Origin of the sequence: Pseudoalteromonas sp. MM1 (assembly GCF_030296835.1) — a bacterium.
In the GTDB taxonomy this organism is placed as follows: Bacteria; Pseudomonadota; Gammaproteobacteria; order Enterobacterales; family Alteromonadaceae; genus Pseudoalteromonas.
In genome coordinates this window covers 2,699,080-2,721,568 of the sequence record NZ_AP027922.1, presented here as the reverse complement: position 1 = coordinate 2,721,568, position 22,489 = coordinate 2,699,080, and the positions used below count along the sequence as shown (strand labels likewise).

The window sequence follows — 22,489 nt, the reverse complement described above, 5'->3', positions numbered from 1 at the left end:
TAAGGAGAACAAGATGAAAGCAGTGATCCCAGTAGCAGGTCTTGGAACGCGTATGTTACCTGCCACAAAAGCTATCCCTAAAGAGATGCTGCCTGTGGTAGACCGTCCGCTTATTCAATATGTAGTAAATGAAGCGGTGGCAGCAGGCGTTAAAGAGATTGTACTTGTAACGCACTCAAGTAAAAACTCTATCGAAAATCATTTTGACACCAGCTTTGAGCTAGAAGCTACGCTTGAAAAACGCGTAAAGCGGCAATTACTTGCCGAGGTGCAGGCAATTTGTCCTAAAGATGTAACCATTATTCATGTACGCCAAGGCGAAGCCAAAGGTTTAGGCCACGCAATTAATTGTGCAGCGCCAATTATTGGCAACGAACCGTTTGTCGTTATTTTGCCAGATGTTATTGTTGATGACGTAGAGAGCGACCTTAAAAAAGACAACCTAGCAGAGATGATCGCCCGTTTTGAACAAACGAAGCACAGCCAAATTATGGTTGAACCTGTACCAATGGACGAAGTAGACAAATTTGGTGTGGTTGATTTAGGTGACGTAGAGCTACACCAAGGTGAAAGCTCGCCAATTATTAACATGGTAGAAAAACCGCCAGTCGATGAAGCACCTTCAAACTTATCGGTAGTAGGGCGCTATGTATTAAGCGAAAACATCTGGCCACTGCTTGCTAAAACGCCGCAAGGGGCTGGCAACGAAATTCAACTTACAGATGCAATTGCCATGCTAATGCAGCAAGAAAAAGTAGACGCGTACGCCATGAAAGGCCGCAGCCACGATTGTGGCAGCAAAATAGGCTACTTAAAAGCAACGATAGAATTTGCGCTGCGCCGCGACGAGTTTAAAGATGATTTAAAAGCATTTATTAAATCATTAATTTAAGTTTTATTAAATTACCCACCAAGGCGCCTGTTTAGGCGCTTTTTTAGTGCTAAATTATTAATGCCACCATGAGCATAGCTTTACTTAATTTTAACGGCGCAAGCAATAAAGATGGTCTACGCTTATTTATGTTCTGAATTTGACTTGCGTTATATAGCAACATAACGTAATTTATATTGTAAAGTTTATGTTAATTGGCATTGAATTTGTATTAAAAGCCAAACTCACGGAAGGGTCATGTTAATTTTATCTATGCAGGTAAGTTAGCGTGCGAGAGCAAAAATCGCTCATTGTTTAAATTGCTAAGTTAAACGCTTTCTTGTGAGAATGTTTAACTGAAATGTAAGTGCGTAGGCACTGCTTTCAGGATAACGGGTACATGCTTAAATTAAAAAAATACTATAAACACTTTTTTGTATGCCTTTTTACGCTTACGTTTGGCACGGCGTGCTCTATTACGCCTACTGCTCAACCTGCTGTTGATAATGAAATACCTAACACTACGCCCGATTACGTATCGATAACTGCACTAGAGCTTGCCCAATTAAAAGACGCCGCCATGCAGTGGCAGCAAGCGCGCGCCGGTATAGAGCGTATTTTAAAGCTTGAAAAAGAAATTACTTATCTTGTAAATCATATAGATATAATAAACTCTAAGGCCATTGCTCAATCGAGTGCTAACCAAGGTTACAGCAGCCGTTATACTCGCACGCCTTCGCGTACAACACGCAATAAACCACGCCCCCAGCAAACCTATAAAGCCGTTAAAAATAAGCAAACGGTAAAGCTTAATACCCCAAAACATGTATTTGCATTGCAAGTTGCCTCGGTCGACTCTAAGCAAGATGTAACAAAAGCCTGGCAAGAATTAAATACCAAAGCAGCGCCACTATTTAGAGATAAAATATTAACCAACGTAGAAACCGCAAAAGTGAATAACAAAACCTTTTACCGCTTAAAGCTTGGCTCTTATAAAAACTTTAAAAATGCCAAAGCCGACTGTGAAGTATTTAAAATGTATAAGCTTGACTGCATAGTAAGTAATTATACCGACAAGCCAATTAAACTTTAAAGCTGATAGCTCGAGACCGACTTGCTAAGCATTGATTGACTGTTAAAATAGCGCCCACTCTTACCCAAATTAACAACATACTTATGCTGCACTACAAGGATTTTTTAGCGACATTACTTTTAGGCTTTGCATTAGCAAACAGTGCTCTTGCACTTGCAACACCCCAAAAGCAGGCGGTGCTTATTAAAAAGGATGATTTAGCTGCACTTAAAGAATCTGCCCAGCAGTGGCAACAAACTCAGCCCCAACTAGAAAGGCTGTTAAAGTTAGAAAGTGAATTACAGCGCACTGTCGATAAATTAAAACAACTTAATACACAGCCAGAACCAGAGCAAACCCTGCTAACTAACCACTTGTCATCAATTGATATGAATGCGTTATTTTCAGTTCAAGTAGGGGCATATAAAAATAAAGCGCTACTTGAAGCGGCTATAAAGCAATTTCAATCGGCCTCAAATAAGCTTGAAGTAAATACCGAGCAAGTACTCATCGAGCAGCACACATTTTATAGGTTAAAGTTGGGTGCGTTTAAAACAAAAAAAGCAGCTGAAGATGCATGTAAGTCATTAATAAAAATTAATAACTGCTTTGTCACTTACTATGTAAAAACGCCTCAAAGTTAATAAAAATGCCTTAAAGTTAATTAGGCATAATAATTGCTTTATCCTCGATATGTTTTAAAGAGGACGGCAACTATGCGCCTTTTACTGCCTTTAGTATTGTTAAATTTAACCGCTTGTAATTTGGTTCCACCGCCTGAGCCGAGTGTGCCCACTGACGCACCAAAAGCAGCCATGGCGCCTTATACTGTTAACGAGTATGTAGCAAATCTAACCTCACAACTTAATCATGTAAATGGGGCTTTAAATGCCAATGCACGTATTGGTGTAAGCAGCTTTTATTACGCAGATGCATTAGATACAAAACTAGTAGCAGGGCAGGCTTCGGGTTTGAGTTTACAAATTCAAGAAAGCTTATTAACGCAATTTACCCAGCTTGGCTATCATACCGTTGAGTACCGCCTTGGCAATAACCTTATATTAGCGCAAAACGCAGACAGCATATTAAGCCGCGATTTAAGTAAATTACGCAACCGCCAAAATATTGACTTAGTCATCACCGGCACTGTAACGCGCCAGCAGCATGCTTATATAGTTAATGCACGACTCGTTAATATTGAAAATAAGCAAGTCCTGTCGGCAGGCAGCACAGAGATCCCTATAAATGTAATGTGGGGAAGTGAAAAAATTCAGCAGCGCGACGGCTCTTTGTACCGCAGCGAATATTAATCAGGAGCACACCATGAGAAACCTATTAATTACCCTATGTTTGCCATTAGGCTTTGGCTGTTCGCAAATGTTAAATTCGCTACATTCAGAGCCGGAGCAGGTTGAGCAAGACAATGCAGCCCAGCTTGTTTCAGAGCAACGTGTGGTAAAAGCACCTGCGCCTAGTGAAGCGTTATTTCAGTCTAATTTAAACAAGCAAAGCAACTACACCAAAAGTGCCCCTGCAAAACGCAAAAATATAAACCATTATGTGCGCGGCATAATGCAAGACATGGTCGAAAACCTACAATACGTAAACGACAAAACGCCACTTGCCGTTTCTAGCTTTGTGTTTTTAGATGATGATTACAGCGATGGAAGCCTATTAGGTAACCAAATAGCCGAAAGCTTTATGCACGAACTACATAGTTTTGGTGTGCCGGTTATCGATTTTAAAACCACCGATTATATGCGAGTAACCCCCGCAGGCGACTTTGTATTTAGCCGCGACTACCTAGAGCTAAACCAAGATCAAAACTTTAATTACGTATTAGCAGGAACACTTGTGAGCCACCAAGGTGGTGTACTGGTAAATGCACGTATAGTAGGCATTAAAAGTAAAGCGGTAGTGGGCAGCGCCCAAGGGTTTATCCCGCAATCGGTGGTTGATGCGCTAAACAGTAGCTATCGCACCGACGGAATTATGCTTAAACAAGCCAGCGAGTGAGGTTGATTATGTTTTACAAACTATCTGCTATTGCGGGGCTAACGGTAACGTTAGCATTAGCTGGCTGTTCAATAACGCAAAATAATGAGCACAACGAAAACATTAACACACGCTCAGATTACACCGTGGTAACGCAAAACAGCCAACCCACGCCAGTGTATGCCAACCAATCTGTGCAGCAACAAAGTGAGTACGACACAGCAAGGCAGTTTACACCGCTTAAACACCACAAAACACTGGCAAACTATGTCGAGCAAATGGCACTTGATTTAGTTGATACGCTTGAAGCCGAAGCGCCCGATAACAACAGCATCAACATAGCGGTTACCACCATTGTAGATTTAGACGCATCGCTTAATAAAAGTAATCAGTTGGGTAATCAATTAGCAGAGACGTTTATTCATCAGCTGCAAAAGTTTGGCTACGGCGTGGTAGATTTTAAAACTATGGACAGCATTGATGTATCAAATAGAGGCGACTTTGTGTTATCTCGAGATATAGAAAAGCTAAGCGAAAGAAGCATGGCTAACTATGTATTAGCAGGTACGTTAATTTACCGCCCAAATGGCGTAGCAGTAAACACCCGCGTTATAAATGTTCACAGCAAACATATTGTAGCAAGCAGCCGTAAACTCATACCGCTTTACGTGTTAAACAAAGAAGATATATATTTATCAAGCAATTAAGTTAATTTTAGCTTGATATGAAAAACAAGATGCCGTTATAATTTTTGTAAGCTGTAAGCTGTAAGCTGTAAGCTGTAAGCTGTAAGCTGTAAGCTGTAAGCTGTAAGCTGTAAGCTGTAAGCTGTAAGCTGTAAGCTGTAAGCTGTAAGCTGTAAGCTGTAAGCTCGATGCGGCCTCTTAGTTAAATGGATATAACGGCCCCCTCCTAAGGGGCAGTTACAGGTTCGATTCCTGTAGGGGCTACCAATCAAATCAAAAACCTAATGCAATATTAGTAACTCTTTTGTGCCTGCGTAGGTCGGATAAGCGAAGCGCCATCCGACACAGTAAAATACCTTACCAATTATTATCAATATTTTATGTTGCCGAGTGGCTGGAGAGTGCAATAATGAACCTTTGTTGTATGGCCTAATAGCCTTTTAGCTAAAGCTTTATTTATTTTTTGTGTTTCCTCGCATCTCCAATGATACAGGAGGTAAATTTTCAATTAATTTAGTTTTCTTTCCATGCTCTATTACTACATAACCCATTGTATCCAATCTAACGAGGTTCTCTCTGACGCCAGACCTATTCCAGTTAATAGCTTCTGCAATTATTCTTTCTCCCGGTAACTCATCCCCTTTCTTGAATTTTGTAGAAATATAGTCTGCTAAATCATAGAAGGAAGGAGAGCGTTGAATAACTTCATAAAAAACAGGTTCGCTTTGCAAGAGCTTTATTTCTTCCATAACTTCATGACTAACTTCTTCAGATAAAAAGCTGGCGGCGTTATGAAGAAAGCTTTCTGTGCGGTAAAGCAGTATTTCCTGCCCCGATTCATCTTGAAATTCTTTGAGCAGCTCCGGTCGTGCTGATAAGGTTCTTCCTGCTGACTTTAACCACCAATCCTCTTTTGTATCTTCTGTAATAAAAACGATAGGAGTTTTATGTTCTTTTGCATAAGCAATAATTTGCTTCCAGATTATTAGATCACCATAGCGATGCTGCTGGCCAATCAAGTCTTTCTCATTATGATTCTTTTGAGCATCTTCATAACCGGGTGGGATTTTACTTTGATACCGGGCTTTACCCTCTTCAAATAACTCCTTCAATTTGCTTTTAGAGAAAGGGTGCCCGACTTTTTTCCCAAAAATATCAGTTATTTTATTCTGTATCTCATCATCATTTAAACGATCCATATGTGATTTTTTGGCATTTTCGAGATGCTTGTTTAGCTTGTCAAACAACCCTTCAACCTCACCTAATAGCTCAGACTGTAAAAAAGGATGGCGATTTTTCTGGTTGAAAGAATTATATAAATCATTGATATTTTTCAATGTTACATCATAGTTTTTAGATTGTTCATTAATAACAGTGGGGCGATTTTGAAAGTATTCATGAGCGGCTTGGTGAGGTAACCAGAAACGCTCTTTATGATTATGTAATAGATTGAGAAATGCATCGCGAGCGTCGTCGGAATAACGATAAAGATTTAGAAGAACATTGGCATCTGGAATAATTTTACCGCCAGTCCAGACTGCTTTAACTATGTCATCATTAGCTCGGTAGTAACCTTTAAACAACACCTTTAAATCTGCTTGTTCTTCCATGTAAACTCCTAAACACTTTATCTTCTTCCATAAAGAACTTAGGAAGCTAATATATTTTATATGAACAGGATAACACTTATTACATCTTGATTTAAATGACCTTATTAGAATTCGACTTCTGTTTAAAGCCCGCTATTTGCTCAAAGTAGCCCTCTAAGCCTTAAGGTACTAATAATTAATCAGTTGATGTGCAGGAAAAATAACTTTTGTGACTATGTATTTATAACTACAAATAAAAAAAGCGAGTAAATATAAATCTACTCGCTTTACAATTTTGACAGCTAAAAGCTAAAAGCTAAAAGCTAAAAGCTAAAAGCTAAAAGCTAAAAGCTAAAAGCTAAAAGCTAAAAGCTAAAAGCTAAAAGCTAAAAGCTAAAAGCTAAAACTAACCATCACTGGTAATCTTATCTATCAGCTCACCAAGCACTGCTTCGGCTTTGCTGGTTTCTACTTGGCAGGTGCCGGCGTTTAAGTGGCCGCCACCGCCGTATTTAAGGCATAACTCGCCCACATTGGTGTTTGAGCTGCGGTTGGTGATTGATTTACCTATGGCAAATACTACGTTTTGTTTTTTAAGGCCCCACATTTTGTGAATTGATATATTGCAGTCGGGGTACATGGCGTAAATAACAAAGCGGTTGGTGGCGTAAATGGTTTCTTCTTGGGTTAAATCTAACACCACTAAGTTTTTATGAACCGTTGCACATTGTGTTATTTGCTCTTTGGCCTTTTCGTTATGCTCGTTATACAGCGCAACGCGTTCAGCTACGTCTTCCATTTGTAAAATATCTTCAATGCTTTGATCTTTACAAGCATCGATTAGTTTCATCATTAGTTGGTAGTTTGAAATTTTAAATTCGCGGAAGCGGCCAAGGCCTGTGCGTGCATCCATGATAAAGTTCATTAATACCCAATCGGTTGGGTTGAGTATTTCGTCTTTTGAGAACTGCGCTGCATCGCCTTTATCTACTGCGTCCATCATGTCTGTGCTGATGTTTGGAAATTTTTCTGCGCCGCCATAATAATCATAAACAACGCGTGCAGCAGACGGAGCTTTAGGGTCAATTACATGGTTTTTTATGTCGCTTGCGTTACGTACGGTTTCGCTTAAGTGATGGTCAAATGCAATATGACAGCCTGCAACGTAGGGTAGGTTAGTGGTGATGTCGTTTGCAGTTATGTCTATTTTGCCATCTTGCATGTCTTTTGGATGTACAAATAAAATGTCGTCAATTAGGTCTAAGTCTTTTAACAGTACGGCACATACCAAGCCGTCAAAATCGCTGCGGGTGACTAGTCTAAATTTATTATTGGGCATAGCTTTTCCATCTTGTTGTGATTGAGTTCTCAAATAAGTGTAACAGCTAAAATAACTTTTGAGAGGTTATAGCAATCTAATTAAAAATTTAGTTATTTTAGTGTGCTAAATAAAGCGCTGGCGGTGTTATTATTTTCTTAATTAAAACAAGTAAGTAGCGGGGTTTTATTAGTTGTCAACACGCTTATCCATCCTCAAAATAGATCATTTAATTAAGCGAATTGATATAACCTATTTTTTAACATAATTAGTATTGGCGTAAAAAAAGCACATAAAAAAGCCAAAACAGATGTTTTGGCTTTTTGTTAGCAAGTATGTATTTGTTTTATCGTTGTATAAAAGTTAGGCGCCGGGTCCACATTCCATACAGCTGTTAATAATATCTGGGCCAAATTTTAGTTTGGCGTTTAAGTCACGCAGTGCGGTGCGTAAACCTTCTTCAATTACTGGGTGGTAAAATGGCATATCCAGCATTTCTGGTACGGTCATTTTGTTCTGCACAGCCCATGCAAGTAAGTGGGCTATATGCTCGGCTTGTGGGCCAATAAATTCTGCACCTAAAAATAAGCCTGTGCCTTGCTCTGCGTAAACGCGCATGTGGCCTTTATTTTTAAGCATTACTCGGCTGCGGCCTTGGTTTTCAAAGCTTACTTCACCTACTTCAAAGCAACCACATTCACCTAGGCGCTCTGTAATTTGCGAATAACTTTCGCCAACCATTGCTATTTGCGGGTCACTAAATACGGCGGCAATTTTAGCGCGGCGAAGGCCAATGCGTACATCGGGGAAGCGCCCGGCATTTTGGCCGGCAATAGTGCCTTGATCAGATGCTTCGTGCAATAGTGGGATCATATTGCTGGCATCGCCCGCTATAAATATATTTGAGTTACCACATTGCATTGTATGTGGGTCGGCATGTGGCACGCCGCGTTCATCAAGCTCAATGCCGGTATTTTCTAACCCTAGTTTGTCTACGTTAGGCACTCGGCCTGTGGCTGCAAGTACGTAGTCAAATTGCTCGGTGTGTTTAGCACCGTTTTTATCGGTGTAAGTAAGCTGGGCTTTATCGCCAATTTGCATCATGTCAGATACGTTTGAGTCGGTATCTACAAAAAATTCTTCAGCAAAAACTGTATTTGCATAATCTTTTACTACTGGATCTGTAAGTGGACCAATTGCGCCGCCTACACCAAATAGTTTTACGTTTACGCCTAGTCGGCTAAGTGCTTGGCCAATTTCTAGGCCTATTACGCCTGGGCCAAATACGGCCAATGATTCTGGTAGGTCGTCCCAGTCAAATACATCATCGTTAATAATTAGCTTGTCGCCAAAGTTATTAAATACGCCAGGGTATGAAGGGCGTGAACCGGTGGCAATTACAAAGCGTTTAGCAGTAATAATTGTGTGGTCATCAATTTGCACGCGGTTAGCGTCTAAAAATTTAGCGTAACCACGAATTTTATCTTCATTTGGTAATTCATCTACGGCCTCTACTACAAATCCTGCAAAGCGGTCTCGTTCGCTTTTAACGCGTGCCATAACTGCTTTGCCGTCTATTCTTGGCTTTGAGCTATGTACACCAAATGCAGGTGCCATTTCAATTGAATGCGCGGCTTCGGCTGCGGCAATAAGTAATTTACTTGGCATACAACCAACGCGTGCACAGGTAGTACCGTACGGGCCTGATTCAATCATTAATACGTTAGGAGTAAATTGTTTAGCGTTACGGTATGCGCTTAAGCCTGCAGTACCTGCACCTATAACAACAACATCGGTTTGCAATTCTTTCATAGTGGTTTCCTTTATTATTTTCAATCTAAGCGATGAGATTGATATAGAGGGGCGTACACGCCCCTGCTATTTATAACTTACTTAAGCAAAGTATTTTTCTAAATCATCTGAGCCGCCAATGTGTTTACCACCAATAAATATTTGTGGAACAGTGTCACGGCCAGTAATTGCTTTAAGGCTGGTTAATGTGGCACCTGCACCCATAACAACTTCTTCAAATGCGTAGCCTTTTTCTGTTAGTAGCTCTTTTGCTTTTTTACAGAATGGGCAACCAGGCTTGGTAAATACAGTTACAGGTTCTGGCTTAGCTTGTTTTGGATTGATGTAGTCAAGCATTGTGTCTGCATCAGAAACTTCAAATGGGTCGCCTGGTAAGTCTGGCTCGATGAACATTTTGTCGATAACGCCATCTTTAACTAGCATCGAGTATCTCCAGCTACGCTTACCAAAACCTAAATCGTTTTTATCTACTAACATGCCCATGCCGTCAGTAAATTCGCCGTTGCCATCGGGTAATAAGGTGATGTTTTGCGCTTCTTGATGCTCAGCCCATGCGTTCATTACAAATGTATCGTTTACTGATACACATACAATTTCGTCAACGCCATTTTGTTTAAGAACGCCAGCTAGCTCGTTGTAGCGTGGCAAGTGGGTTGATGAACAGGTTGGCGTAAATGCACCCGGTAGTGAAAACACAACAACGGTTCTGCCTTTAAAAATTTCGTCTGTGGTTACTGATTTCCATTCGTCGTTTTGACGTGTTGCAAATGTAACGCTTGGGATTGTTTGACCTTCAATATTCTTTAACATAGTTTGTTCCTCTTGATTTGTTGGAGCCATTATGGCGATAATTTAAATATAGTTCCAATCGTTTGTTTGTATTAAACTAATAGGTATAGCCTATCAGGTGGAGATGAATTTGAACTTAAAAGATTTAGAGTATGTAAAAGCAATTGCGCACCACAAGCATTTTCGCAAAGCAGCAGAAGCTTGTTTTGTTAGCCAGCCTACATTAAGTGGGCAAGTAAAAAAGCTTGAGCAAGAACTTGGTGTTGTTGTGTTTGACCGCTCAACTAAGCAAGTTACATTAACAGCGCAAGGTGAACGTTTGTTGACACAAATAAATGTTATTTTAGAGCAAGCAGAAATTTTAAAAGAGCTGGCGGCGACTTCAAACGGGCCGCTACAAGGTAAGCTAAGAATTGGTATTATTCCGACTATTGCGCCGTATTTACTCAGCGCTTTACTAACCTCTATGAAAGCAGCGTTTAGCGATAGTCACTTTTCGTTTATAGAAATGCAAACCGCAACTATTTTAGACGCGCTTGATAATGGCGAACTTGACTTTGCAATTTTGGCCGATGTACCCGAACTTAAAAATTACTATACGGTTAATGTATATAAAGAAGATTTTGTGGTGGCTGTTTCAACCGATAATTCGTTATCTAACCGTAAAAAAGTAGCGCTGAGCGACCTGCAAAGTTGTAGCCTATTAATGTTAAGTGATGGTCATTGCTTTAAAGATCAAGCCCAAAAGTTTTGTTTTGCTGCGGGGGTGGATGTGTCAAACCAATATCAGGGAAATAGTTTAGAAACTTTATTGGCGCTGGTGGCTATAAATGATGGGGTTACCTTTGTGCCCAAGCTTGCATGTACACCGCGTGTAGGGATTGATTATTTACCTATTTTTCCTAATCAGCAACGTAATGTGGTATTTGCTTGTAGAAAACACTACCCACATTTAGCGGGCGTAGAGCAATTAGCGCAATGGTTAGCAGAGCACCCAAATTTAAAGCGAGCGCTCAGGGCGTGTTGACCTTTGTGGATTGAAATTTGTTCAATCTAGGGGCGATTAAATCGCGGCGTGAGGTTTGTAACCTAGTGGGCTAAGTAAAAAGCGAACAACAAGGAGTTAATCGTCCCTAAAAAGAACCCGTTGGGCAGCGCATGTTTGGTCTTTATGCTACGTTATCGCCTATTTATGGGGAATAACCACACTTCATAGGCTCTGCCTTGCCTAAAAACCAAACACACGGCTGCAAATTAAATCACCAAAGGTTAACACGCCCTATTTACCGTCTTGGCTTACAATTTCTACCACGTCGTTTATTTGTACCCCAGGTAGTGGTTTATCGTTAAGGCTTACAGCAATGGCACTTTGTTTATAAAGCTGCTCAACCATAATGGTGTTAAGCGTGGTAATGGTATGCGGCATGGTATTGCCTTGTGCATCGGTTAAGTAGTTATGGTGCGCAATGCTTAATAGTTGGCCTTTTTTAAGGCCATGATCTTTGCCTAGGTTTATCACTAATTTATTGTTTTCCATGTGCATTATTTTTCCCTTAGTAGGAAAACACGCCATGGCAGCCTGTATATCGTAACTGGCCGTTTGATTGATATCGCTAATACTTTGCCCAAAAGGCGATTGCCAAAACCTATCGCTATTTACATCAACTATGGCTGTTTTTTCAAATGGCCATACAGCTTGGGTATGATAGCTGTTTTGCCATAATTGCTCGTACGTGGTGCCATCAAACAGCATAAACTCAATAGTGTAGCTGCGCTGGTAGGTTTCGTCTTGCCAAAAGGCGTAGTCGTTATTGAGTTTATCGCTTGGTGCTAAATTGGTTATTTGACTTAATAAAACATATTGCGCGTTGCTTCTGGCTGAAAGCTCTTCTAGCTGTGCATTTGAGTAGTCGTGCTGCTGATTAAAGTAATTGTCTACATTAATTGCTTTATTGTAGTAAGCAACAGGGAGGGCGCTCATTTTTGTGCTTTGCAAAGCGCTAAATAACTTTTTACTAATGGCTTTATTTACGTCAAATATTTGACCCATTAAGGCGTGCTCACGATGAACAAGTTGGCTTTGGGTTACAGCAACAAATTTATTAAAGTTACTTTGTGGACATTGCTCTGTTTGGGCAAATACATCTAGCCTAAGGGTAATGGCAAATTGATCGTTTTGGCGTTGCTCGCTCACCAGCTCTATTTTTTGGATTTCGCCATGGCTGCTAATTTTAAGCTGATCTTGTGTTAGTACGCCGTCTACCAAGGTTTGTACAGAACTAACCCGTGCGCCAGAAAACACTAGCGCTTGGGTTATTGCATCTTTAATGGCAGCCGATTTAGCGCTGCTAATGTCGCCATTTTGTATTTGTGCATGGCCCGTAGATTCAAACCACTGTGCGAAAGTACTGGCAGAAAACGTTAATAAAGCAGCGCTAGTTACACCTGCAAATAGTGACGATAAAAACGTGCTCATACTGGTACTCCACATAAATTAGTTAATTACGCTTTAGCTAAGCAAGGAGTGCACCAATATTAATACTCTAAGTTAACTTGTAAGTAATTAATGGCATTAAACCTGCATTTGTTTACGCAATTAGTTTAAAAGGTGCAAATAAATGCGTGCAATTATATTACTTACTTTAGCAAGCCTTGGCCTTGCCGGTTGCAGCAACGTGTTTGATAAACATGTTGAATATAAATATGTAGAACCAAATAATTATCCCACACTTAAAGCGGTTGGTTATGCGCCTATTAGCTTGCAGCAAGGGGCTAATAAATCGCAAAAGCAATTAATGGCAATTAAAGCTTCTAAGCTTGAGGCATACCGCGAGCTGACTGAGCAGGTTTATGGGCAAAAAATTACAGCGGGCACGTCTGTAGCGGGTGCAATTGCTCAAAACGATTATATGGAAAGTAAGGTGCAGGGCATAATTAAAGGGGCACAAATTATTAAAACGTACTCTGTTGACGATGTATACGTGACCGAGCTTGAGCTAAACATGAAGCGCGTTCACGACTTATACATAGGCGAAATTAAACCACGTGAAGTTAAAAAGGTGACCTACTACTAAGTTGCTAGGGTGACTAAAAAAACACTGAAAAATATCTCACCCGGCTATATTGAGTGCTATGCTGTTGTTACGAATAATATTTGAACAAGTAGTGTAGCATTTAGGATATGTTTTTAATTTTTCTTTTTTTGGGCTGTGAATGACACTTAGGCCTACTCTTTCCTCTAATAAGCTATTTTTTTGGTGCAAAAGCAATTTGCGCTATTTACTGCTATTTTTTTTACTTTCAAGCGGTGTGTTTGCGAGCCGTTTAACCATTCAATTTAATACCTTTATAGAATTAATGGGGCAAAAGTATGGCCCTGCGCGTGTAACTGTTGCCCGAAATTGGCAAAGAATGTTGGTACAAACGCAAAATAAACCAGAACAACAACAAATACTTATTGTGAACGACTTTTTTGCACGCAACCTTCGTTACCAAACCGATATACAGCTTTGGAAGCAAAACGACTATTGGGCAACGCCATTAGAAACCCTAGGCCGTGGTTTAGGTGATTGTGAAGATTATGCCATTGCTAAATACATTAGCTTACGCGCCTTAGGTGTAAGCGACGACAAGCTTAGGCTGATATACGTAAAAGCTAAGCTTGCTGGAACAAACAAAACACAAGCACACATGGTATTAGGCTACTTTGCTACGCCTAATGCTCAGCCGCTTATTTTAGATAGTTTAATAACAAAAGTGTTACCTGCAGCAAAACGCGTTGATTTAAGCCCGGTATTTAGTTTTAACAGCCAAGGTTTATGGGCAAATAACTCGACCAAAAGTGTAGCTAGCCCGACAGCAAGGCTATCGCGTTGGCGTAAAATTTTGGAGCAGACATCACAAGAAGGGGTTATGTGGTAATGGCATCATTTTCCTTATTTAAGTTTTTCAAAAAAAGAAAAATTACTCTTAGGCAAGAGTTGTGGATCACCTTGCTGGTGGTGATTTTTGTTGGCTTTATAAGTAGCGTGTTAATAAGTACTAACTCTGCTAGAAACTATTTTTCTACGCAGCTGTATTTAAAAAATGTTGATAATGCCAGCTCTCTAGCTTTAATGATTAGTCAGCTTGAAAAAGACCCTGTAGAGCTTGAGCTTTTAGTGTCGGCCACATTTGATACTGGCCACTATAAACGCATAGAACTGCAAGACCCGAATGGTGAAGTGATTGTAAAACGCGTATTTACCGACACGTTAGAAAATACCGCACCCGCTTGGTTTAGAGCGGTATATGCACTTAATGTACAACCAGGCGTAGGGCAGGTTAATAACGGTTGGCAGCAATTTGGCACCTTATTTGTTGAAAGCCACAGCCAATATGCCGAGCAAGCATTGTGGGAAAGTGCTCTCAAATTGTTTTTTAGCTTTTTAGTGGTCGCCTTTTTTGCCTGTGCCATAAGTGCGTATTTATTACGTAAAATTTTAACGCCACTTGATGATGTGGTTTACCAAGCTAACGCCTTTGGCGATAAGCGCTTTATTAAATCAAAAGTGCCAAACACCTTTGAGTTTGCACGCCTTGTGCAGTCGATGAATTTGTTATCAACGCGGTTTAGCCGCATTATAAAAGAAGATAATAAACGCTTAGAGGAGTTGCGTTTTAAAGCCCAGCACGATGAGCTAACAGGGCTTGCCAATCGCGAATATTTTAGTGCCACATTAGAGGCTCATTTACAAAAAGTGAAAGATCATGCTCATGGTGCTTTGTTTTTATTTAGGGTGGTTAATTTAGATAAAATAAGTGAATCGGTTAGTCGTGTAGAAATGGTTAACTTTTTACGCCGTTTTTCTCAGGTGTTAACCCAGTTTTTGGAGTCGAATCAGGCGCATTTTTCAGAAAACTATATTGCGCGTATATCACATACCGACTTTACCGTTTTGTTTAGCGATACTGACGATATACAGGCGCTTAGCGAGCAAATTACCTTACTTCATAAATCGATTGTTGACGAATACAAAAATATTGATTTGGCCATTGTACACAGTTGTACCTACATAGAGAAAAATGACACCCGCTTTGATTTATTACGCCGTGTAGATGGTTTATTAAAAACAGCAGATAAAAAACCTGGAGTGCAAGCTAAAGTAATTGATAATAAACAAAAGAGTGAAATTTTTGATGACTCTGCTGGCTGGAAAAAGGCTATTGAGGATGCACTTGAGCAAAAAACTATACAATTAAATTGTTTAGAGGTTATGGGTTTTAACGACGTCTTGTTACAGCACCAGCTTAGTTTAAGTTTAGAGTTTGGCGGTCAACATTATAAATCTAGCTACTACTATCAATGGGCTAATCGCTTAAACCTATTAGCGCGTTTGGATTGGAGTTTAATTAAGCAAATTGTTAAACAGTACGGTGAAGCGCCACCAAATGAGTTAATTGCTGTAGAGCTTTCGGCGCAAACATTAATGGATGATACTGCGCTTGCTTCGGTATTAACTTATGTGTCTGCCTTTCCTGAATTGGCAAAAAATATATGTTTTGATATACGCGAAAACATTGTCGTAAACGAAAAAGATATATTTAGAGAATTTTGTGAGCAGGTGCGTTGTATGGGCGCTAAAGTGGCACTAAAACGTGTGGGACCTGAATTTACTAAAATTAAGAACATTCAAGAATTTGGCTTAGAAATGCTAAAAATAGACAGCATTTACGCGCATAACATTAGTTATAGCCAAGACAATCAAACTTTCTTACGCGGTGTTTGCACATTAGCGCATTCTATTGGTATTAAAGTGGTCGCGCAGGGCGTAACGAGCCAAGACGATATAGATACACTGGTTAATCTTGGCTTTGATGGAGTAATTAAAGAGTCGTAAAGCGACTCTTTAATTAAAAGCGGAGCGGTTTAATAGTGGTGGCGAAAAGGTAAAGGCAGTATAGCTATTTAACCTTTACGCCGTTGTTTATTAAATTTAACTATGATTGGTGTAGGTTTTGTTATTCTAGCCTAGGTTAGCTACCTTTAACTGCTAGCATAAGTTGTATACGGTCACGCACTTTTAACTTAGTGAAAATTGAGCTCATGTGCTCTTTAATTGTTCGCTCTGTAATATTAAGTGACTCAGCGGCTTGTTTATTGGTTGCCCCTGTTATAACTATATCTACAACTTGGCGCTCCCGTTTAGTTAAGCTTTGAATATCGCACGCTTGGGTGTAATTTATTTGCTGCTGGCTTAGTGCCCCAACAATATTAGATAGTAGCTGCCCAGGTAACCACAAGCCGCCTGAGCAAATAGTTTCAAGTACTTGTTGTAGTATTACTTTAGATGCAAGTGCTTCTACATAGCCTCTTGCGCCTGCTTGCAGGGCTGCTCTGAGCTCCTCTATTTCTAGGTTTGTGGTCATCACAATAACCGGCAAGCGTTTATGGGCATATTTTTTTACCAGTTCAAGCCATCCCGAAGTGCCCGCCAGAACCCATATAATACTCGATGCATTGATTTGCTTTGGTTCTTTGGTGCATATTACACAACCTGCAAACGCACTTTGCCAGTGGCTCGATTCAAGGTTTGGTTGTGTAATAAATATACTTTGACGCATTAATTTACTCCAATAAATTCACTTTAGCGTTCTGTCATTGCTTGCGATGTAGCTCTCAGTACGGGTTTAAGTAAATATTCTAAGACGGTTTTTTTACCAGTAATAATATCCACTTGTGTGGTCATCCCTGGAATTATAGTCAACTCTTCCGAAAAGTTACTTTTAGTGGTTTTTAATTGCACTAAATAAAAAGTATTTTCTCTATCGTCGGTGATTGTATCTGCACTTATATGCAGTACCTCTGCTTCTAGTCCGCCATAAACTGCAAAGTCGTAGGCGCTAAACTTAATCATGGCGGGCTGCCCTGGGCGTAAAAAGGCAATATCTTTAGGCGGTATTTTGGCCTCAACAATAAGTTGATCGTCTAAAGGAACTATTTCTAAAACGTCACTGCCGGGTTGTAAAATGCCCCCTACGGTATTAACTAATAAACGTTGTACAGTGCCTTTAACAGGTGATTTGATCTCAGTTTGGGCTACTTTATCGGCAAGCCCTGATTCGGTTTCTTTTATTGACTCTAAACGCAGCAATGCCTCCGAAAGCTCGTTGTTCCAGCGGTTGATCATTGCAAGTTCGACTTCTGTTACTTTGTTTTTAGCTTCGTTGATAGCTGATAAGCTGCGGTTAATAACGGCTTTTGTACGGTTTATTTCGCCGTTTAAATCGACTATTTCTCGCTCTAACCTTATTATGTCTATGTCAGAGACAGCACCTGTTCTTAACAGTGGGCGTGTTACTTGCAGCTCGCGATTACTTAGCTTCAAAGCGCTTGTGTGCTGTTGCAAAGCAGCTTTTGCTTCAATGTGATCTTGCCTGCGTTGCTCTAACTGGCGTTTATGAATTGCCACTTGCTGCTCTAATTCTTGGCGATTACTTAAATATATTGAGCGCTCATGAGCGACCGCCTCGGGTACTTGCTTAACAAGCTCATCAGGAAAAACGAGTTCTTCTTTTCTGGTAAGGGCTTGTAATCTAGCTACTTTTGCAGTGAGTGATTGCACTTTAGATTGGTTTTCTCTAAAGCTTGAAATAAATCGAGTAGGGTCAATTTTTATTAATACGTCACCTTCTTCAACAATTTGCCCTTCTCGAATATTTATTTTTTCTACCATACCGCCATCGTAAGATTGCACTAACTGTAATTTATTTGATGGGATAACGCGTCCTTCACCACGGGCTACTTCATCGAGTGGCGCAAAGCCTGCCCAAACAGTAAGCAAAATGAATGCAATGCAAATAAGGTATAACAAAAAGCGTGCGCTGGCAGGCTCTTGCTGCATTTTTTCCCATTGGGCATCGACCACCCAATCTTGCGATTCAGGAGGTGAGAGCCAGCCTTTAAATAAGCGATTAAAGATTGAAGGCTTACCTTTTTTACGTGCTTCTATCGCTTTGCTAACCGATTCAAAAGAGCGCTGCTCCAGTGGCTTTTTATTATTCATGATGCTTGCTCCACTGTTTGGTTGTTCAGTGCGGCAATGACTTTTTGTTTAGGTCCATCGGCAACTATTTTTCCGTTATCGAGCATAATGATACGATCGACCAGCGCAAGCAAAGACGAGCGGTGAGTAACTACAATCAAGGTTTTATCTTGGGTGGCGGTTTTTAAGTTTTGAATAATTTTATTTTCACTATTGTGATCAAGCGATGAGGTAGGCTCATCTAGCAGCATAATAGGGGGGTCGTTTATTAGTGCGCGCGCTATACCTATTGCTTGCTTTTGGCCGCCAGAGAGTAGGCGACCCTGTTCACCAACCTGCAGGTCAAACCCATCGGGGTGAGAATTGATTAAATCGAATAACTGGCTTTTTTCGCATGCGCTAATTATTTGCTCATCTTTAGCATGCCATGCGCTTATAGTGAGGTTGTCTTTTAAGCTACCAAAAAACAACGCTATATTTTGTGGCACATACCCTATGTTATGACGAAGTTCTGCGGGGTCAATTTGTTGGATATTGTTGTTATCAACCATTACGGAGCCTGAGGTCGGGTCGTAAAGGCCTAGAATAAGTTTTTCGAGGGTGCTTTTCCCTGAGCCATTACGACCCAAAATAGCGACTTTTTCGCCTGCTTTTATTTTAAAGCTAATATTGCTTAGGGCATTGGCTGCACCGTCTTCATACTTAAAGCATACGTTTTCAAACTCTATTTCTCCGTTTAATACGGGATGGCTTAACCAGTGTTTATTTGGCGGACGTTCAACGTCTTTTTCCATTATTTCGTTAAGCGATTGCATAGCAATGGCGGCATGATGATATTGCGCAAGAACAGCGGCGCATTGCCCAAGCGGCCCCATTGCTCGCGATGAAAGTAAGTAAGCAGCAATTAACCCCCCTTGTGTGAGCTCACCTTCTATAACTAAATGTACACCTATGATCATAATGATCACGCCAACACATTGTTGTATCCATGCTGCGCTATTAGAGATTGAGCTTGAGATTAAGCGACTTTGCGCATTAACCTGAGCAATATAAATTGTTGATTTTTCCCATGTTGATTGGGTTTTGCATTCGCTGTGAAAGCTTTTTATATCTTCAATGTTGGTTAAGCTTTCTACAAGTATGGAGTTGCGCATTGAGCTTGCTTTCATGGTTTGCTCTGAAAGCGCTTCAAGTTTTCTGTGCGCTGCGATGCCATAACTTAAAAGTATGAGTGCGCCTGCGATAATGGGTAGGCTTAGCGGTACACCTATTATTGCAATAACAATTAGATATATAGCCACAAAGGGTAAGTCAACCAGCGCGACCAAGGTTATTGAGCTAAAAAAGTTACGTACGGCTTCAAACGATTGTATGTTACTTGCAAATGACCCCGCTGATGAGGGTCTATTTTTAAGCTTCATTCCAAGTACGCGCTCCATAATAACCGCAGACACTTTTACATCTATACGACTCGCCGCAAGCTCTACAAAGTAACTGCGCACTAAGCGTAGTACAAAGTCGGCGGTTAGGGCTATTAAAATGCCTATGGCTAAAACCCAGAGGGTTTCTGTTGCATGATTAGGAACTACTCGGTCATATACATTCATTACAAATAAAGGCATGGCAACAGACAAAACGCCCAACGCAATGGCGGAGATTATGACGTCTTTATAAAGTGAGCGGCATTCTTTTATTACGCCCCAAAACCAGCCATCCTTAGAGAGCTTTTCAAGCACCGGGGAGCGCTCATCAAACATAAACTCTGGATGAGCGTAAATAATTAAACCTGTTGATTTTTCAATTAACTGTTCAAGGTTTTCTTCTACAACAGACTCGGTTAGCTCGGGATAAATAACTTGCGCTGTTTGTTTTTGGTTATCAAAAGCGGTTACTACACACGCCTGATTATTGTTTAAAATAATTATGGCGGGTAATAAAGCAGTATTAATTTGATTAAGAGGCTTATTTACAACTTTTGACTTAAACCCCACACGTTTTGCCGCACGTGCAAACCCTGAAGGCGTTAAATTTCCATCTGTTAGTGGGAGGCCATTCAATAGGGCCTCCCTCGAAAAATCTTTATCATGAAAGCGGCACAATACTGCAAGGCAATCTACCAGTGCGCCGCCATGATCAAGTACATCATTTAATTCCATATACCATCCAATGTTATGAAAAACCTTATAAATTTATTTGTTTCAAACACCTCTTAATTATCGGTAATAACCGCCTCAATGCGCCGGTTTGCCGCATTAGCACGTACAGAAATTTCATTAACGCGTGGCTGATCAATGCCATAACCAAATGACTGAACGCGATTAGGCGCTATACCAAATTGCTCAATAAGTAATTGTGCTACGGCAAAGGCGCGTTGCTCTGAAAGTTTACGGTTATATTTTTTATCGCCATCTAATGAGGCGTGACCTTGGATCTCTACCTTTTTGTCAGGGTTATTTTTTAAAAACTCCGCGAGCTTCTCTACCTCTTGCAAGTACTCTGGGCGCACTTGGCTTGAGTCGGCAGAAAAGGGAATACCTATTTCAACTGAGTCGGTTTCTTGGTCATACAAAGTACACCCAGATAGGTCTACATTTGTTCCCGCTGGCGTGCTTGGACAGGTGTCTTGCTCGTTAGGAACGCCGTCGTTATCGTCATCTGCAAAACTCGATGCGCTAGGGGCTTGTGGTGGCATCTCTAAATACCTTGGCATTGCAGTAACGCTCATGTAGGCGTTATCTTGCTCGGCTTTTTTTTGTAAAAAAGCTTTGCGTTTAAAGGTGGCAGCTACATCGTAACTTGGGCATATATTTTGTGCGTTATGCACTATTGGATCATCTGTTAACTCTGTTAATGTTGGGTACTTGTCAGACATAACATTTAGGGCTGGCAATAGTTTACCCATTTCGTTAAGCATAGTTAAAATGGCTGTTTGTCTATCGTATTGAGCAACAATGTACGAACGGTTAGATTGAAACGCTTCGTTTTCAGCGTCAAGAACATCAAGCAAGGTGCGTTGGCCAATATCAAATTGGTCTCGGTAGGCTATTTTTACCCTGTTTGACGAGTTTTTATAGCTTTCAAGCGTGGGTAGCTTTTGCTCTATATTGCTCACATTATGATAGGCAATTTGTAGGCTTTGACGAATATCAACACAAGCTTGATCGCGTTGATATTTGGCAATATTTACATCTTGGTATGCTTGCTTAAGGTTAGCGCTATCTAGGCCCCCGTTGTACAGGTTATAGGTTATGTCTATACCGACCCGTGCTTCGGTTCTGGTTTCGTTTAAACCTAGCTCGTCTCTGTCTTGTGTGCCGTAACGGGCAGATAAGTCTACGTTTGGATGAAACGCTGCTTTTTGTGCCTGAGCATTGGCTTCTTGCGCTTCTATATTATATAGAGATGCGTAAAAAGTAGGGCTGTTTTTATAGGCTATATCAAGCGCTTGGTTAATAGAAATGGGCACGTTTTGCTCATCTAATTTAGCTTGTTTTATATCATTAACGGGTAGCTCGCCAACAACTCTTAAATAACGCGCTGTTACATCGTGCAGGTTAGCGTACTCGGTTAGCACATTAGATTGCGCTAGCGATAAGCGCCCGCTAATTTGCTCTAGATCTGCTGCTCGGGCAACACCGGCTCCTACACTTTGTTCAATTTGTTGGTATACAGACTCGTGTTCTTGCAGGTTTTCTTCAGCGAGTGTCACAAGCTCTTTAAATTTTTGCACATCTAAAAATGCAATAGATGCATCTAATGCTGTTTGCTCTGTTTGTGAGAGTAATTCAAAATACCGAATGAGCTGAATGCGCTCAAATCTTTCAACGGTGTTAGACGTTCTAAACCCGTCGTAAAGCATTTGAGTAACGCTAAGCTCTGCCGTGTTGCGGTTGTATTCGTCTTCAATACCGTAATTTCGGCGCTCATAGCCTGCGCTGGCAGATACATCAACACTAGGTAAGTAGCCTGAGCGAGCTGCATCTACGCCATAAATTGAGGATTTAAAAGTATGCCATGCTTGCTGTACTTCTGGATTATTTTCAATTGCTTTACTGGTAACGTACGTAAGCGGTAGCACTGAGCTGTCATTGGCGTTTGCCACATGCGTTGCGCCCAGCGCACTTAGCGTTATGCCTATAAGCAGTTTTCCTCTTTGCTTTAGTAAAGTATTTTTTGTAATCATTTCTTCCTCTTAGGGGTTACTTAGGCTATCAATACCTACCCTATGGTTTAGTCAATAAATACATATTTCGCAAATAATCGTTTTGGCTAGCATAAAATTTATTATCTACCACTTTTTTATTTTTAATGTTTTTCTAAAAACTGTACTTGA

General features: G+C 40.5%; 19 protein-coding genes and 1 tRNA gene. 11 read left to right on the top strand and 9 right to left on the bottom strand.

Annotated features, from left to right (window positions below; all coding sequences use genetic code 11):
• Positions 1-13: 13 nt before the first annotated feature.
• The 7 genes from galU (at position 14) to QUE46_RS12310 (ending at position 4,891) form a co-directional block, all read left to right on the top strand.
• Positions 14-892, top strand: a complete 879-nt coding sequence (gene galU, locus QUE46_RS12340) for a UTP--glucose-1-phosphate uridylyltransferase GalU (RefSeq protein ID WP_286244997.1) — start codon at positions 14-16, stop codon at positions 890-892.
• Positions 893-1,271: 379 nt separating this feature from the next.
• The gene (locus tag QUE46_RS12335) at positions 1,272-1,964 is read left to right on the top strand and encodes an SPOR domain-containing protein (protein WP_286244996.1); all 693 of its coding nucleotides are present in this window, start codon (positions 1,272-1,274) and stop codon (positions 1,962-1,964) included.
• An 83-nt stretch (positions 1,965-2,047) separates the two neighbouring features.
• A complete protein-coding gene (locus QUE46_RS12330; RefSeq protein WP_286244995.1) occupies positions 2,048-2,587 on the top strand; it encodes an SPOR domain-containing protein in 540 nt (179 codons plus the stop codon).
• A gap of 72 nt (positions 2,588-2,659) precedes the next feature.
• Complete coding sequence (locus tag QUE46_RS12325) at positions 2,660-3,253, top strand: FlgO family outer membrane protein (protein WP_286244994.1); 594 nt, start codon at positions 2,660-2,662, stop codon at positions 3,251-3,253.
• A 13-nt stretch (positions 3,254-3,266) separates the two neighbouring features.
• Positions 3,267-3,959, top strand: coding sequence for a FlgO family outer membrane protein (locus QUE46_RS12320; protein WP_286244993.1), 693 nt, complete (start codon positions 3,267-3,269; stop codon positions 3,957-3,959).
• 8 nt (positions 3,960-3,967) lie between these two features.
• Positions 3,968-4,645: a FlgO family outer membrane protein gene (locus QUE46_RS12315; protein ID WP_286244992.1), complete on the top strand. Its 678-nt coding sequence runs from the start codon at positions 3,968-3,970 to the stop codon at positions 4,643-4,645.
• A gap of 171 nt (positions 4,646-4,816) precedes the next feature.
• A tRNA-Arg gene (locus QUE46_RS12310) sits at positions 4,817-4,891 on the top strand.
• Positions 4,892-5,076: 185 nt separating this feature from the next.
• Here QUE46_RS12310 and QUE46_RS12305 read toward each other — a convergent pair.
• The 4 genes from QUE46_RS12305 to QUE46_RS12290 form a co-directional block, all read right to left on the bottom strand.
• Positions 5,077-6,234 (bottom strand): PIN domain-containing protein, encoded by a 1,158-nt coding sequence (locus QUE46_RS12305; protein WP_286244991.1) that lies wholly within the window; start codon positions 6,232-6,234, stop codon positions 5,077-5,079.
• Positions 6,235-6,619: 385 nt separating this feature from the next.
• Positions 6,620-7,552, bottom strand: a complete 933-nt coding sequence (locus QUE46_RS12300) for an exopolyphosphatase (RefSeq protein ID WP_286244990.1) — start codon at positions 7,550-7,552, stop codon at positions 6,620-6,622.
• A 342-nt stretch (positions 7,553-7,894) separates the two neighbouring features.
• A complete protein-coding gene (locus tag QUE46_RS12295; protein ID WP_286244989.1) occupies positions 7,895-9,343 on the bottom strand; it encodes a dihydrolipoyl dehydrogenase in 1,449 nt (482 codons plus the stop codon).
• Positions 9,344-9,424: 81 nt separating this feature from the next.
• Positions 9,425-10,153 (bottom strand): glutathione peroxidase, encoded by a 729-nt coding sequence (locus tag QUE46_RS12290; RefSeq protein ID WP_286244988.1) that lies wholly within the window; start codon positions 10,151-10,153, stop codon positions 9,425-9,427.
• 109 nt (positions 10,154-10,262) lie between these two features.
• On the opposite strand from QUE46_RS12290, the gene QUE46_RS12285 reads away from it, so the two are divergent.
• A complete protein-coding gene (locus tag QUE46_RS12285; RefSeq protein ID WP_286247762.1) occupies positions 10,263-11,159 on the top strand; it encodes a LysR substrate-binding domain-containing protein in 897 nt (298 codons plus the stop codon).
• A gap of 252 nt (positions 11,160-11,411) precedes the next feature.
• Here the strand turns inward: QUE46_RS12285 and QUE46_RS12280 are convergent, their stop codons facing one another.
• Positions 11,412-12,608 carry a flagellar assembly protein FlgT gene (locus tag QUE46_RS12280; RefSeq protein ID WP_286244986.1) on the bottom strand — a complete coding sequence of 399 codons (1,197 nt, stop codon included), beginning with the start codon at positions 12,606-12,608 and terminating at the stop codon, positions 11,412-11,414.
• A 142-nt stretch (positions 12,609-12,750) separates the two neighbouring features.
• Here QUE46_RS12280 and QUE46_RS12275 point away from each other — a divergent pair, with 142 nt between their 5' ends.
• The 3 genes from QUE46_RS12275 (at position 12,751) to QUE46_RS12265 (ending at position 16,011) form a co-directional block, all read left to right on the top strand.
• Entirely contained in the window at positions 12,751-13,206 is a 456-nt protein-coding gene (locus QUE46_RS12275) for an LPP20 family lipoprotein (RefSeq protein WP_286244985.1), read from the top strand.
• 139 nt (positions 13,207-13,345) lie between these two features.
• Positions 13,346-14,053 (top strand): transglutaminase-like cysteine peptidase, encoded by a 708-nt coding sequence (locus tag QUE46_RS12270; RefSeq protein ID WP_308447153.1) that lies wholly within the window; start codon positions 13,346-13,348, stop codon positions 14,051-14,053.
• Positions 14,053-16,011 carry a LapD/MoxY N-terminal periplasmic domain-containing protein gene (locus QUE46_RS12265; protein ID WP_286244983.1) on the top strand — a complete coding sequence of 653 codons (1,959 nt, stop codon included), beginning with the start codon at positions 14,053-14,055 and terminating at the stop codon, positions 16,009-16,011. Before QUE46_RS12270 ends, QUE46_RS12265 begins: the two co-directional genes overlap by 1 nt.
• Before the next feature lie 136 nt (positions 16,012-16,147).
• Here QUE46_RS12265 and QUE46_RS12260 read toward each other — a convergent pair whose 3' ends face one another.
• Genes QUE46_RS12260 through QUE46_RS12245 form a run of 4 tightly spaced genes read right to left on the bottom strand, consistent with a single transcriptional unit; the run spans position 16,148 to position 22,339 of the window.
• Positions 16,148-16,735 (bottom strand): LuxR C-terminal-related transcriptional regulator, encoded by a 588-nt coding sequence (locus QUE46_RS12260; RefSeq protein WP_286244982.1) that lies wholly within the window; start codon positions 16,733-16,735, stop codon positions 16,148-16,150.
• Positions 16,736-16,758: 23 nt separating this feature from the next.
• Positions 16,759-18,180 (bottom strand): HlyD family type I secretion periplasmic adaptor subunit, encoded by a 1,422-nt coding sequence (locus QUE46_RS12255; RefSeq protein WP_286247760.1) that lies wholly within the window; start codon positions 18,178-18,180, stop codon positions 16,759-16,761.
• Positions 18,174-20,312, bottom strand: coding sequence for a type I secretion system permease/ATPase (locus QUE46_RS12250; protein ID WP_286244980.1), 2,139 nt, complete (start codon positions 20,310-20,312; stop codon positions 18,174-18,176). Before QUE46_RS12250 ends, QUE46_RS12255 begins: the two co-directional genes overlap by 7 nt.
• 53 nt (positions 20,313-20,365) lie before the next feature.
• Positions 20,366-22,339 carry a TolC family outer membrane protein gene (locus tag QUE46_RS12245; protein ID WP_286244979.1) on the bottom strand — a complete coding sequence of 658 codons (1,974 nt, stop codon included), beginning with the start codon at positions 22,337-22,339 and terminating at the stop codon, positions 20,366-20,368.
• Between the last annotated feature and the right edge of the window lie 150 nt (positions 22,340-22,489).

Excerpts from the sequence above, each read along its gene's own strand:
- galU (WP_286244997.1), top strand. The coding sequence starts at position 14 with ATGAAAGCAGTGATCCCAGTAGCAGGTCTTGGAACGCGTATGTTACCT.
- QUE46_RS12335 (WP_286244996.1), top strand. The coding sequence starts at position 1,272 with ATGCTTAAATTAAAAAAATACTATAAACACTTTTTTGTATGCCTTTTT.
- QUE46_RS12330 (WP_286244995.1), top strand. The coding sequence starts at position 2,048 with ATGCTGCACTACAAGGATTTTTTAGCGACATTACTTTTAGGCTTTGCA.
- QUE46_RS12325 (WP_286244994.1), top strand. The coding sequence starts at position 2,660 with ATGCGCCTTTTACTGCCTTTAGTATTGTTAAATTTAACCGCTTGTAAT.
- QUE46_RS12320 (WP_286244993.1), top strand. The coding sequence starts at position 3,267 with ATGAGAAACCTATTAATTACCCTATGTTTGCCATTAGGCTTTGGCTGT.
- QUE46_RS12315 (WP_286244992.1), top strand. The coding sequence starts at position 3,968 with ATGTTTTACAAACTATCTGCTATTGCGGGGCTAACGGTAACGTTAGCA.
- QUE46_RS12305 (WP_286244991.1), bottom strand. The coding sequence starts at position 6,234 with ATGGAAGAACAAGCAGATTTAAAGGTGTTGTTTAAAGGTTACTACCGA.
- QUE46_RS12300 (WP_286244990.1), bottom strand. The coding sequence starts at position 7,552 with ATGCCCAATAATAAATTTAGACTAGTCACCCGCAGCGATTTTGACGGC.
- QUE46_RS12295 (WP_286244989.1), bottom strand. The coding sequence starts at position 9,343 with ATGAAAGAATTGCAAACCGATGTTGTTGTTATAGGTGCAGGTACTGCA.
- QUE46_RS12290 (WP_286244988.1), bottom strand. The coding sequence starts at position 10,153 with ATGTTAAAGAATATTGAAGGTCAAACAATCCCAAGCGTTACATTTGCA.
- QUE46_RS12280 (WP_286244986.1), bottom strand. The coding sequence starts at position 12,608 with ATGAGCACGTTTTTATCGTCACTATTTGCAGGTGTAACTAGCGCTGCT.
- QUE46_RS12275 (WP_286244985.1), top strand. The coding sequence starts at position 12,751 with ATGCGTGCAATTATATTACTTACTTTAGCAAGCCTTGGCCTTGCCGGT.
- QUE46_RS12270 (WP_308447153.1), top strand. The coding sequence starts at position 13,346 with ATGACACTTAGGCCTACTCTTTCCTCTAATAAGCTATTTTTTTGGTGC.
- QUE46_RS12265 (WP_286244983.1), top strand. The coding sequence starts at position 14,053 with ATGGCATCATTTTCCTTATTTAAGTTTTTCAAAAAAAGAAAAATTACT.
- QUE46_RS12260 (WP_286244982.1), bottom strand. The coding sequence starts at position 16,735 with ATGCGTCAAAGTATATTTATTACACAACCAAACCTTGAATCGAGCCAC.
- QUE46_RS12250 (WP_286244980.1), bottom strand. The coding sequence starts at position 20,312 with ATGGAATTAAATGATGTACTTGATCATGGCGGCGCACTGGTAGATTGC.
- QUE46_RS12245 (WP_286244979.1), bottom strand. The coding sequence starts at position 22,339 with ATGATTACAAAAAATACTTTACTAAAGCAAAGAGGAAAACTGCTTATA.